Source organism: Kastovskya adunca (assembly GCF_059505785.1).
The window spans coordinates 78,806-91,087 of sequence record NZ_JCACLG010000021.1 but is presented as its reverse complement, the minus strand read 5'-3'; the positions used below and the strand labels follow the sequence as shown (position 1 = coordinate 91,087).

The following is a 12,282-nucleotide window of genomic DNA, read 5'->3' as shown; positions in this document are numbered from 1 at the left end:
ACAAAGATAAAGTCTGGTTGCAATACTTCTCGTTAACCTCTCCCCAACCCCTTTCCTGGTAGCTGAGGGAGGTTAGGGGCGTTAGGTCTGCCTTAACTGACCTACACAAACAGGCTTTAGCTTAGAAATCGAAAAATTGGGTTGAAGTGGTAAAAAATTATTTGCGCCCAAGGCGCAGCAGCAGCCCTAGCCCTAGTAGCTGGCTAGCGAACAGATGTAGAGATTGCTGCTGTGAAACCATGAGATGACGACGATGAACTACGGATATATTAGCCCTAGAGAATGTAGGGGTCAATATTCAAATTGAAATACTTGCCCCTATACCGTCAATCCGCTGGCGATCACACCCTAGTAGCTTTTAGCTGACCTGATTTTAGTGTCGCCCTACAAAACTGTGTCGATTGAACCCACCCCAGAATTTAGTTTTCGGCTAAAAGAATTATCCTATCTTGAGGTGCAAAGCTAATGAGCTGATCTTTTTTGGGATTGATCGTAATACCATAAGCTCTTGCTGTATTGTTAGCATCAGCTTTGCAACGATAGCCAATGGCCGATTCACCGCGTTGCTTGGCGGCTTCAACAACCGTGTAAAAATTGACGGGATGATCGAGGGCAATATAATCGCTGACAGGCTTGAGATAAATTTCCGAGCCTTCTGGACTAAATAGATCGGCAAACACAGCATTAAGACTTTTTTGTTCGGTAACTTGAGCCAGCAGGCGGCTGACAATTTGTTCGCTAATCACAAAATCATCGGGGCGAGTAACTTGCGCCAGCGCTTGATTTCGCACATCCAAAATTTCGGTGACAACCTGAAAATTGCAATTGTTGCGATCGGCAATATTCCGGAGATAAAGCAATGTAACTAAGGTTTGAGCATCAGCTCTCTCTGGCTCTAAGTCAGAATTGCACAGCACGAGAACATGATCGTATTTAGTTAAGTCGAGGTTTTCCAGCACCTGACGCTCAGTGGGATCTCCCTGACGATACTGCACAATTTGTTGTTGTAAGTTGAGAGATTCAGTTGATAGATCGACCTCGGCGGCGGGAAACTCTGCAACAACAGTGACGCTAGAGCCGAGTACAACATAGCGATCGAGTAGCTGAATAATGCTAATAACGCGATCGTTCCAACCCAAAATTAATGTGTTTTCTGGTGCTCCGATAGGATTTTTATCCTTAACTTGAATCGCTTGACGAGCGATTGGGGGGTCAGACAGTGGCGATAGATGAATGGTATTGTCATCTTCACTAATCAAGACGAGTTGTTCGTTAGGTTGTAGCGGCGTGTTGATGGGTGGGTTAAGCTGGATAGTTCCGTCAGAGTACCGAATCCCCAGCACAGCAGAATCGTTGTAGGCTAATAGCGCATCACCGTAGGTCTTGCCTTGTAAAGTTGGTTCTGCTTTGAGATAAATTTCATTCCCGCTAAAGTCAAGCAGTTCCATATAAACCATTGATAAACCCGATTGCCGACAAGTTTGCACAACGATCCGCGAAATTAGATCGTTGGTGAGTAAAACCTCTATGTCATTCCGTCCGATCAGGTTAACAACGTCGAAACTCTTGGAGTCTTGAACTTGAGCAACGATGTGATAGGGTTGGGCGATCGCCCTAGGAATACTGGTAATTGCCAACAGGGTTTTGACGAGTTGAATATCGGCATATTCCTTAGTCGCGTTCAGTAGCACCACCGCTCGTGCACTTTGAATGCTGACCATACCCAAGTCAACGATATTGCTGGGGCTACCCGTGCGACAAACTACGCGAATTTTGGGACGTTTACCCAGGACAGTGGAGAGGGCATCTTCCATCTGCACTTTGTCTTCTTCGCTGAGGATGACAATACAAGTACCGGGTCGATTGGCGTTGGCAAGGGCGAGTTCTGAAATGAGGGTAAATACTTGCAGCGACCAACCTAAAATTACGATGTGCTCGGTTTCAATAACGCGGGAACGTCCTTTGCGAAGGTCTTCTAGCTTCGTGTCGATGCCACTGCTGAGAACGCCAATCAGGGTACTGATGATGAAGATGCCCCCAAAGGTGACGAAAAGCATGGCAAAACGAAATAACCAACCTGTATCGCCGCCCATCGTACCTGCGTCTAGGGTACGCATGAGCACGCCCCAAATCGCCTCTAGAGGGTTCAGGCGATCGCTACTTTCAGGAGCAATCCCTGTTAGGCTGACCAAGAATCCCATTAAAAGGATAAACGCTAAAGAGGTTAAAGCTAAACCACCAATCAGGGCAGCCGTACCTCTAGACATGAAGCTGTCGAACCCGTAATGTATGCGATCTGAAAAGCTAATCTTACTCATCTTGCTGGAAGTCTCCTTGGTGCTGGGAAAATAGTTTTAGGTTTACCATTGAAACCACTCATTTTGAATGGATTTTTGAATCCCTAATATCTTGAGGTGATGTATAAAAGTATTCCCATATTTCCCGGCATTAGTTGTACGGTTTGAAAGTTTGTCATCTTAGTTTTAGGGAATTGAGAAATATTGACTTCTGTGTTGCTTAGAGTAGTAGTAATCTCAGGCATAGAGGTAAGCCAGATTTTAGTTTGAGCCTTGTATGATAGTTCTTTATCCGCTTTCAGATTTCCTTGATGGCAATTGTGCTATTAGCGACTTGGCTCCTAGCTATTTCTATGAGGGGCGTTGTCCTCAAAGTGGCGATCGCCTAAGACTTCCTCGCACTGCTTTGGCAGAAGCGATCGCTGATGGTTTAATGCAATACCTTGCCAAGGATGACCGTTATTCCTCTGAGGGCAAGATGTATGGAGTATTGCTGGTGGAACTGCCTACTGGTGAACAACGAGTACTCAAAGCCTTTTCCGGTCTGCTTTTTGGTCAAAGTGTTGTTGAGGGTTGGGTGCCGCCAATTCCGGGACGAGACGAAGTTGCCTTAGAAGAAGCCCGCACCTTAGCTGAGTTGGAGGCGATTAAGCAGGAGTTGATTGCCCTGAAGCAACTGAGCGAACGGCAGCAGTATGAAACGCGTCAGAACGAGTTTGATCCTCTATTGCAAACAATGAGCGATCGCCATCGACATGACAAACAGCAACGATACGAAAGGCGTCAGAGACTCTGCCAAACCCTCACAGGAGAAGCGCTGAGTGTTGCCCTCGAACAACTCGACGAAGAAAGTCGTCGCCAGGGAATCGAGCGACGAATACTCAAACGCCAGCAGCAGATGGTATTGCAACCGCTCAAAACTAAGATTGAAGCAGCGGATGCGCGGATGTGCCAACTCAAACAACAGCGTAAAAATTTGTCTCGCCAATTGCAGGAGCAATTGCACGCGGCTTATAGCCTGACTAATTTTTCCGGACAGTCTCTATCGTTGCAGCAATTGATGCCCAGAGGCTCAATGCCCACGGGAACCGGAGACTGTTGCGCCCCAAAGCTGCTGCACTATGCGGCAACGCAGAGACTAAAACCCCTGGCAATGGCGGAGTTTTGGTGGGGGTCATCCGTTCGGGATAAAGTACAGGGAAAATTTTATGGAGCTTGTACAGAGCGTTGCCAGCCATTGATGGGGTTTCTGCTTTCGGGATTGTCTCAGTGGACTAGGGCGTGCGTTCCAACTTCCCCGCCAGATCCAGCTCCCCCTAAATCCCCCTTGGAGATCCCCCCCTCACCCCCTTGGGGTGTACACACAAGTCGGGTGAGAGGGCTTTCCACCGTTCGATCCCTCCTAGCCAGGGTTAAAAAGGAGGGAACAGAAATCTTAGTCCCTCTTTTTAAGGGGGATTTAGGGGAATCAGACAACCTTTTACATCCTGGTAAGAGATATGTAGCCCCTTGCAGGGGAGGGGTTCCTATTATTTATGAAGATGAATGGCTGATTGCTGTCAACAAACCCCCCCAGTTACTATCAGTACCTGGTCGTTATCACCACACCTTTGATAGCGTCCTCAGCCGATTGCGCCATCTGTTGCCCGATGGCATGGCGCTGATGGCAGTGCATCGCCTGGATCAAGAAACATCTGGTATCCTCTTGCTGGCACGCGATCGCTCCTCCCATCGCCAACTCAGTCAGCAGTTTCAGCAACGGCAAGTACACAAAATTTACGAAGCTGTACTTTCCGGTTCTGTGACAGTTGAGCAAGGTGCGATCGCATTACCCTTGTGGGCAGATCCAGAGAATCGCCCCTATCAGAAAGTCGATGAACGGGGTAAACCCAGCTTGACTCACTTCCAGGTGATCGCGAGGAAAGGAGACTGCACTCGTGTAGAGTTTATGCCGCAAACAGGACGCACCCATCAGTTGAGGGTTCACTCTGCCGATCCCAGAGGACTGGGAGTGCCGATTTTAGGCGATCGCCTCTATGGATGTCGGGCTGTAAACAGTCGATTGCATCTGCACGCCAGAGAACTGCACCTTCAGCATCCGCAATCTGGACAAACTCTCCATCTCCAAGCAAAGACACCGTTTTAAGGAGCGTTGATTTTGATCGCCAGGGGGAGTAACTGACACCAAAGCCGGGGAAGCAAATGCAGGAAGCGATCGCCTAATACCAATTCTCCAAATGCTTGCTACAGATACTTTTCTTACTCCTTTTTTTAAGCCCTGTTGGGGGGATCTCTGTGTAGCCCTTTAAAAGGGAAACGGTATAACTCTCTACTTCGCCAACACCATTCCGCCATGAATTGATTAAGTTAAAGATAGAAGCCGACGCTCAATTTCAGCCCTAGGACGATCCAGTGTTATGCCACAGCCTACCCTTTCCCCAAAAGAAGACGAAAAACTCACAAACTTGAAAACCGAGGCTCCGAAGACTAAGAAGAAGAAAGGGAAGTCACTTCCTCCCAAACTGATCATCAGGCTGGGAAAGTTTGTCTGGACAACCATTTGGCACCTGATGATGTCGAAGCTGGCACCGCGCAATCAGTCAGGCGAGTACGTGCGTCCCAGCAGCCAGTTTCGGAACTTCGTCGGGACGGAGGAAGGAAATGCGTATCCACCAGCAGTAGGGCGCTACACACTCTATGTGGGGATGAGTTGCCCTTGGGCACATCGAACTTTGGTAGTACGAGCGCTCAAAGGGATTGAGGATGCCGTATCGGTATCTATTGTGTCTCCTTCACCACTAGAAGGCGGCTGGGTACTCAACCAAGAGGAAGAAGGCTGCCGTAGGCTAGCCGATTTGTATGAGCTAGCAGAACCGGATTATGGTGGGCGCTCTACCGTTCCTGTACTGTGGGACAACCAGACGAAAACCATCGTCAACAACGAGAGTGCAGAAATTATTGTGATGCTGAACTCGGAGTTTAACGAGTTCGCCAAACATCCCACTCTAGACCTCTACCCGCAGGAACTGAGGGAGAAGATTGACGGGTGGAACGAGAAGATCTATGACTCGGTGAATAATGGCGTGTATCGCTGCGGCTTTGCTCAAACTCAAGAGGCGTACAACCAAGCCTGCGATGAACTATTCGCCAGCCTGGATGAGATTGACGCTGTGCTAGAGAAGAGTCGATACCTTTGTGGAGACAGGGTGACGCTGGCAGATGTTCGTCTCTTCACAACATTGTTTCGCTTCGATCTTGCCTACTACGGGCTATTTAAGTGCAATCGCCGCAGAATTCAGGACTATCAAAATCTAGGGGCATACCTGCGCGACTTGTATCAGCTTCCCGGAGTTGCTGCTACCTGCAACCAGGAGAGTGTAAAGCAGGACTACTATGGCAACCTGTTCCCCTTAAATCCGGGCAGCATCGTCCCTTCTGGCCCTGATATGACGAGCCTCCTGGAACCGCATGGTCGAGAGAGCATCGGCAAGGAAACCATTAAGCAAAATTGAACGCCAGATTTTATTGATAAAGTTCAATCAGCGTGGAGATTAGGACTTCATTTTGTTCCGGGGTGCCGACGGTGATGCGAAGCTTGTCTTCTAGTCGGGGCTGCTTAAAATAGCGGACGAGGATGCCTCGACGCTTAAGGTTTTGGTAGAACGATTCCGCCTCTATGTGCTGCGGTTGAACGAGTAAAAAATTAGCTTGAGACGGCAAAACCTTAAATCCTAACGACTCTAAATCCTGGGCAACTTTAGCTCGCGATCGCTTAACCTTATCGGCATTAGCAATTTTATAAGCTTGGTCAGCGATCGCCGCCGCTCCTACCCTACAGGCGATCGCGTCTACGTTGTAGCTGTCTTTGACTTTAATTAATCCCTTTAGTAGGGTGGGATTGGCGATCGCAAACCCCACCCTCAATCCAGCCAGGGAATAGCCCTTAGAAAGGGTACGTAGAACGATTACATTGTCGTACTTCTGCACTAAATCTAAGGCATTTTCTTCGGCAAAATCTACATAAGCTTCGTCGATTACCAGTACCCCCGATAGTTGCATCGCTAGCTGATCCAACATTTCTCCTGGCACAGCCGTACCCGATGGACTATTGGGAGAGGCGATGAACGTCACGGCTCCCTTGGCTGCAATCAGCTCATCAAGCGGTAACTGATAATCTTCTAGATAGGGAATCTCTCTGGGTTCAGCATCCTGAATCTGAGCCAAAGTCCGATACAGCACATAGGTTGGCGTCGGATACACCACCGCACGCCCCGGTTCCGCACAAGCACGAACAATCATCGTCAGTAGGTCATCGCTGCCATTTCCGACTAAAATCCAGTCTTGGGGTATGCCTAGAGCCTGACTCGCCGCTTGCCGAAAAGGTTCAGCCATCGAATCTGGATAGCGACGCAACCATTCCCCATTCATTTCCTGCATCACTTTCAAGGCTTGAGGAGAAGGAGGATAGGGATTTTCGTTCGTATTCAGTTTAATGACGTTGGCTTCTGAATCCGGCTGTTCCCCCGGCTCATAGCCAGACATCTCTTCAATAGTGCGGCGAAAGTAGGTCATAACGTTGAGGCATCTCGCTACTGGCTTGACAAGATTAATAATAGTAAAGGGAGTTTGGCATTGAAGGCAATGTGCCTGTGCGCTCCCATCATGGCAATATCTCAATAACACTGCGGGTATCAAGTCATCAAAAAATGGTTGAGCTATCGAGAGCAGAAATTGTTGGGGCGATCGCTCAAACAAGAAGAAGTCATGGAAGTGACCAATATGGCACGACGCATTGCAGCAATTTTGTTGCTAGAACCTGAATTAGATGCAAAATATGAAGCGGTGAAACAGGCAACCTACCCTTGGTCAGCCCAAAAGCAATAGATAAGGGAGGAAGCGTTAATGTCTGAAGTTACTTTGAACACTGAACAAAGGAGAAATCAGCATGAATATTAGTGTCAAAGATCAATTGCTAAAAGAGATAGAAAAAACATCCGATTCTACGCTTAAAGAAGTGCTAGATTTCTTGCTGTTTGTCAAATTTAGAGAACTTCAACAAGAGCAATTAGAAATCAGCCTATTGAGTGAATCCAGTTTAGCGGAAGATTGGTTAACCCCTGAAGAGGATGAAGCATGGCAACATTTGTAAAAGGCGATATCGTAGTTGTACCTTTTCCCTTCTCAGATTTAACCAACGCTAAAAGACGGCCTGCATTGGTGCTTGCCGGATTAACCAAAAATGATTTGATTCTTTGTTTGATTACCAGCCAAGCGGCAAATGACAACTATACAACGCTAATTGAAAATAACGATTTTGAAACTGGAAGCCTCAGTAAAACCAGTTACCAGAAGAACTTTGAGCGGGATGGAAGCAATGAATATGATTTGTAAAGGACAAGTCAAAGATATAGAGCGAGGCGATGTTGTGGCTCAGGCAGCATTCGGGTGTCAAATTTTGGGAGTAGTGGCATAGCCTGGTTCTCCACAGAAGAGCTGTTTGTCTTCACGTATTTACGACACAACCCAAGATTTGTAGTTCAAGTTCAATCGTATTCAGATTAGCAACAATGAATTTTTTTCTCGGCTGTGCTGTTTGGGGGTACAAAGGGTGGGTTGGCGAACTATTTCCCCCCAAAACTTCAGCAGCAGATTTTTTACACCTCTACAGCCAGCGCTTGACAGCAGTTGAAGGCAATACAACCTTTTATGCCGTACCTGACCAAGCAACTATCGCGCGTTGGGCAGCACAGACAACAGAAGGCTTTAAGTTTTGCCCCAAACTGCCTCGCCAACTCACTCACGGTAATCTGCTGGAACCTTCCATCCCCGGTGCTTTGAAGTTTTTAGAGCAGATGCAGGGGCTACAAAGCCGCCTCGGCCCCCTCTTTGCTCAACTTCCCCCCAGCTATGGGCCTAGTTTGCTCAACGACCTGACGGCATTTCTCAAAGCATGGTCTTCCCAAGATGCTCCCCTCGCCTTGGAAGTGCGCCATCATGACTGGTTTAAGCCACCTCATGCTGACAACTTGAACGCCCTTTTGGAACAACTGGGTATTGGACGGGTGCTGCTCGATACCCGCCCTGCCTATAGCGGTTCAGCAAATTACCGCGTCTCCGCCGACCCGCGAAAACCCAAGGTGCCACTGCAACCTGTCGTCACCGCCCCCTTCACCTTGATTCGCTTCATCAGTCACCCTGAACGGCAGTACAATCAAGGGTTTTTAGCCGAGTGGGTAACGCTAGTTGACCAATGGTTGCGCCAGGGTACGCAGGTATATTTCTTCGTCCACTGCCCGATTGAAGTCCATTCCCCCGCAACTGCTCGTTACTTCCAGCAGTTACTTGAGTCACAGGGCGCACCCGTACCGCCTCTCCCCTGGAACGCCATTGACTCATCGCCAACTCAGTTGAGTTTGTTCCCACTGGAATAAAAAGAAGCAGGCAGCAATCTTTACTACTACCTGCTTCTATTAATGTCTAACCGTTGAGAAGAATGAATCTGCTACCAAATGAATGAATGGGTCTAGTTAACAATAACTAAGCGCCTACTTGATGCTCTTGCTTGTCCTTCTTTCCTTTGCTCAAGCGCAGACCACCTAGCCCAAACAGCAGTAAGGAAGCAACCGTACCTGGTTCTGGAATGTCCTGAGGATCGCGAGGCTTTTTGGGGGGTTTGGGTGTTCCTACTCCTGTGCCGCTAGCACCGTTGAAGCCATTGCCGTCAATACTTTGGTAGCGGACGCCAAAGTTACTGAGAGCCAGTTTTTTCACATCACCGCTATAGGCAAGGGTCGCTGTGAACTTGCCAGGAGCATCAGCAGTTTTAACACCACCATTACTACCTCCCTGACAGGTGTTCCCGTTGGTGAAACAGACATCAACAGCACCAAACTGGTTGGGGAAGGAGCCGCTTCTATCATTGGTGAAAATCCCTGAGGAGCGTGTATTGCCGCTACCGGACTGACTTCCAACTCCTAGTAGAGGTAGATCGACATCAAAACCTAAGGCAGAAGTTCTGGAGTTGATGCCATTACTAGAGGTGTTGTCTAAGGTGATTTCAAACGCCGCCTCAGTTTTAGCTGTATTCCCAGTTCCAATGAGTGTAAACCCTAGGAATTTAAAGATGGCACTAGAAGAAAGTCCGGTAACGTTGTTTTCATTCACGTTGCCACCAAAGTCAACTGTGAAGTTTTGACCGATATCCCCAAGACCAACTTCAACGGTACCGCCACTAAAAATGAAGGCTGAAGCCGAAGGTGCGATGACGAGCGAACCCATCGCTACTGTCGATAAGACTGATAAACCTAACGCTACTTTTGAAAAAGTTTTTGTCATTTCCTTTAACTTTTATTGGCTCACTGCCGCCAGATAGGTAGAGTTGTAAACGACGCTACTTTTTCAAGGCGTCTGTAGTCAGCATAACCACCAGTTTTTTGAACTGTCTATACAAAGCTTTGAATCTTCTTGATAGCTTTATACGCTATTGAAATCATTAACTTTATATGAAGAATGGCAGTAAAACTACGTAAATTGATTCCTAGAGGAGTTTTTAATGGTGCTTACTTCGTAAAAAAAACTCCAACAATTACTAGTTGGAGTCTTAAAACTCATGAACCCATCGATTTTGCTACCGCGAAATTACGGAATTCCCAAGATTTTAACTAAACAATTAATCAACCTGAGCATTAGGATTCGACATATTGAACGAGCTGCGATAGGTTTTGACGCAAGGTTTCCAGCCCCAAGCATTTGCTGGCGGAGATAAATACCGCTTGGGGAAATTCATCTTGGGCTAGGGCTAAGGTGTCGCTATCAACCGAGTCAATCTTATTGAAAGCGACCAAAATGGGGCCGGGTGTTACAGGCATGTCTGATAGAAGGGACATCACGGAACGAATATGACTTTGCCACGCTGGATGGGACAAATCCACAACATGCAGTAGGGCGTCAGCTTCCGTGACTTCTTCTAATGTGGCCCGAAAAGAATCCATCAAAGGTGGCGGTAGTTCGTGAATAAATCCTACCGTATCAGTTAGCAGTATCTCTCGCAGGTTTCCGGTGACAGCGTCAGCAATTGGGAGGCGTCGTGTCGTGGGGTCAAGGGTAGCAAAGAGCTGGTCAGCGGTATAAACTTCCGCATTAGTTAAGCTATTGAGCAGCGTAGACTTGCCAGCGTTGGTGTATCCCACAACAGCGACTGTTGGCACTTCATGTTGCTGACGTCGTTGCCGCAGTCGTGAGCGGTGAGCTTGTAACTGGTTGACTTCCTTTTGCAGTCGGGCAATGCGACGCTGAATAGCACGGCGTTCGGTTTCTAGCTTGGTTTCACCAGGCCCACGGGTACCAATCCCACCCCCCAGTCGTGACATCGCTTGTCCCCGACCTGTAAGGCGAGGCAGCATGTACTCTAACTGGGCAAGTTCGACTTGTAATTTCCCGGCGCGGGATTGGGCGCGTTGGGCGAAGATATCCAGAATTACTTCTGTACGGTCTACCACCCGAACACCAGTTTGTAATTCTAGGTTGCGGACTTGTGCGGGGGAGAGGTCGCGGTCAAATACGACTAGACTTGCTCCTAGGGTTTGCACAGTCAGGGCAATTTCTTGTACTTTACCTGCACCAACAACCGTTTGGGGATGAGGACGCGATCGCTTTTGTTGCATCGTTTGTACAACTTCCCCTCCTGCTGTATCTACCAACCGCTCGATTTCCGCTAGACCATCTTCAAAGCGGTCTGGTGTCACATCATTGGTCATTACCCCCACCAGTAGTACCCGCTCGTGGTCTGTGTCTACCTGCTGGGCAACAAATTCCCGACGAAACTCGGCTTCGAGTCCTTCAACTATGGCAAGGAAGTCTTGCTGGCTCAGAACATCCAGATCCATCGGTGTCGAGATACTCCAATTTGCCCCAACGCCATCCGACGATTGCCCATTTTCAGGGCTTTGACTCATTAGCGGAGAGTGGGGAATCAGATGAGCCAGATAGATTTCTTTGACATAACCTGTTGCACCGCCGCCTCGCCGTTCAAATCCTGAGCTGGTAACGTTCAAAACAACTAGCGCATCAAGCCGCTGAATTGCCATTGCCGTCAACGCGGATTCTCCAGGAATCTCCGACTTAAGCTGGGTAGAAAGGCAACGAATGCCACACAATCGTTCTGCACCGTAACGGGGTAATTCCAGAGGTGGAATCTTGGTCTGAGAAGGCGTACCAACCCCAACTCGCAGCACTTGACCCCGGCGATTGACATAGGCACACAACGGTTGCTTGATGTCAGCACTAATTGCTGCCAGTCGTTGGGCAAATTCTGGCGTTGTGAAGCGATCGCCTGGTAATCGCTGGTGATACAGTCGCTGTAGTTGCTTCAGTTGGCTGGATTTTAGACCCTGAAGGTTTCCGTAGATGGTTTCGATAGGCTTACAACCTCAACAAATCCTTGTAGTTTTATTTTACTAAAACGAATCCTGTGAGATGATGCGGATCTTTCACCAAATAACACTAATCCGTTCTTGATTTAGAACATGAAGGTTTTTGCCCTCCGACTGCAGCCAAATCAAGATTTAAAAGTTAGCTTGCAAGACTTTGCCATTGAGAATCATCTGCAAGCGGGGTTTGTCTTAACTGCAATTGGTAGCCTCAAGCAAGGGTTGATTCGCTTTGCCAATCGAGACACGGCAACGATTTTGCCAGAGAAGTTAGAAATTTTGTCTCTCAATGGCACGCTGTCAGAATCTGGAATTCATTTGCACATCGCTGTAGCAGACGGAACGGGTAAGACTAGGGGCGGACATCTCGTAGAAGGATGCGTAATCTACACAACGGCTGAAATTGTCATTGGAGAAGCAGAAGGCTTGACGTTCTTGAGGACGGTTGATCAGCAAACTGGCTTTCGAGAGTTGCAAATTGTGCCGAAAGATTTAGCTTAAATTCGCCAACAAACAGAGTTTCAAAAGCCAAATAGTTTTTCAGTTTCTGCAAGTGC

General features: G+C 48.0%; 10 protein-coding genes and 1 pseudogene. 7 read left to right on the top strand and 4 right to left on the bottom strand.

From position 1 onward, the window contains the following. Positions 1-419: 419 nt before the first annotated feature. Positions 420-2,267 (bottom strand): CASTOR/POLLUX-related putative ion channel, encoded by a 1,848-nt coding sequence (locus AC5JR3_RS07100; protein WP_495844395.1) that lies wholly within the window; start codon positions 2,265-2,267, stop codon positions 420-422. A 307-nt stretch (positions 2,268-2,574) separates the two neighbouring features. Between AC5JR3_RS07100 and AC5JR3_RS07095 the strand changes: the two genes are divergently transcribed. Continuing rightward, positions 2,575-4,443: an RluA family pseudouridine synthase gene (locus tag AC5JR3_RS07095; RefSeq protein WP_495844393.1), complete on the top strand. Its 1,869-nt coding sequence runs from the start codon at positions 2,575-2,577 to the stop codon at positions 4,441-4,443. Between the two features lie 271 nt (positions 4,444-4,714). Continuing rightward, complete coding sequence (locus AC5JR3_RS07090; RefSeq protein WP_495844391.1) at positions 4,715-5,809, top strand: glutathione S-transferase family protein; 1,095 nt, start codon at positions 4,715-4,717, stop codon at positions 5,807-5,809. Positions 5,810-5,819: 10 nt separating this feature from the next. Here the strand turns inward: AC5JR3_RS07090 and hisC are convergent, their stop codons facing one another. Continuing rightward, the gene (gene hisC, locus AC5JR3_RS07085; protein ID WP_495844389.1) at positions 5,820-6,869 is read right to left on the bottom strand and encodes a histidinol-phosphate transaminase; all 1,050 of its coding nucleotides are present in this window, start codon (positions 6,867-6,869) and stop codon (positions 5,820-5,822) included. Positions 6,870-6,983: 114 nt separating this feature from the next. Between hisC and AC5JR3_RS07080 the strand changes: the two are divergent. The 4 genes and pseudogenes from AC5JR3_RS07080 to AC5JR3_RS07065 all read left to right on the top strand — a co-directional run. Next, a pseudogene (locus tag AC5JR3_RS07080) lies at positions 6,984-7,181 on the top strand (hypothetical protein); the annotation flags it as partial. Between the two features lie 61 nt (positions 7,182-7,242). Further along, positions 7,243-7,446 (top strand): DUF2281 domain-containing protein, encoded by a 204-nt coding sequence (locus AC5JR3_RS07075; RefSeq protein WP_495844387.1) that lies wholly within the window; start codon positions 7,243-7,245, stop codon positions 7,444-7,446. Continuing rightward, positions 7,431-7,688 (top strand): type II toxin-antitoxin system PemK/MazF family toxin, encoded by a 258-nt coding sequence (locus AC5JR3_RS07070; RefSeq protein ID WP_495844385.1) that lies wholly within the window; start codon positions 7,431-7,433, stop codon positions 7,686-7,688. Before AC5JR3_RS07075 ends, AC5JR3_RS07070 begins: the two co-directional genes overlap by 16 nt. A 176-nt stretch (positions 7,689-7,864) precedes the next feature. Next, positions 7,865-8,728 (top strand): DUF72 domain-containing protein, encoded by an 864-nt coding sequence (locus tag AC5JR3_RS07065; protein ID WP_495844383.1) that lies wholly within the window; start codon positions 7,865-7,867, stop codon positions 8,726-8,728. Positions 8,729-8,834: 106 nt separating this feature from the next. Here the strand turns inward: AC5JR3_RS07065 and AC5JR3_RS07060 are convergent, their stop codons facing one another. Together AC5JR3_RS07060 and hflX are read right to left on the bottom strand one after the other, a co-directional pair. Further along, positions 8,835-9,632, bottom strand: a complete 798-nt coding sequence (locus AC5JR3_RS07060; protein WP_495844381.1) for a cistern family PEP-CTERM protein — start codon at positions 9,630-9,632, stop codon at positions 8,835-8,837. A 350-nt stretch (positions 9,633-9,982) separates the two neighbouring features. Further along, complete coding sequence (hflX, locus tag AC5JR3_RS07055) at positions 9,983-11,713, bottom strand: GTPase HflX (protein WP_495844755.1); 1,731 nt, start codon at positions 11,711-11,713, stop codon at positions 9,983-9,985. Between the two features lie 108 nt (positions 11,714-11,821). Between hflX and AC5JR3_RS07050 the strand changes: the two genes are divergently transcribed. Further along, positions 11,822-12,226, top strand: a complete 405-nt coding sequence (locus AC5JR3_RS07050) for a PPC domain-containing DNA-binding protein (RefSeq protein WP_495844380.1) — start codon at positions 11,822-11,824, stop codon at positions 12,224-12,226. The last annotated feature ends 56 nt before the right edge of the window (positions 12,227-12,282 follow it).

Bases quoted from the DNA above. Each gene is read 5' to 3' on its own strand.
- AC5JR3_RS07090 (WP_495844391.1), top strand. From the start codon at position 4,715: ATGCCACAGCCTACCCTTTCCCCAAAAGAAGACGAAAAACTCACAAAC.
- AC5JR3_RS07070 (WP_495844385.1), top strand. From the start codon at position 7,431: ATGGCAACATTTGTAAAAGGCGATATCGTAGTTGTACCTTTTCCCTTC.
- AC5JR3_RS07095 (WP_495844393.1), top strand. From the start codon at position 2,575: ATGATAGTTCTTTATCCGCTTTCAGATTTCCTTGATGGCAATTGTGCT.
- AC5JR3_RS07060 (WP_495844381.1), bottom strand. From the start codon at position 9,632: ATGACAAAAACTTTTTCAAAAGTAGCGTTAGGTTTATCAGTCTTATCG.
- AC5JR3_RS07065 (WP_495844383.1), top strand. From the start codon at position 7,865: ATGAATTTTTTTCTCGGCTGTGCTGTTTGGGGGTACAAAGGGTGGGTT.
- AC5JR3_RS07050 (WP_495844380.1), top strand. From the start codon at position 11,822: ATGAAGGTTTTTGCCCTCCGACTGCAGCCAAATCAAGATTTAAAAGTT.
- hisC (WP_495844389.1), bottom strand. From the start codon at position 6,869: ATGACCTACTTTCGCCGCACTATTGAAGAGATGTCTGGCTATGAGCCG.
- AC5JR3_RS07075 (WP_495844387.1), top strand. From the start codon at position 7,243: ATGAATATTAGTGTCAAAGATCAATTGCTAAAAGAGATAGAAAAAACA.
- AC5JR3_RS07100 (WP_495844395.1), bottom strand. From the start codon at position 2,267: ATGTCTAGAGGTACGGCTGCCCTGATTGGTGGTTTAGCTTTAACCTCT.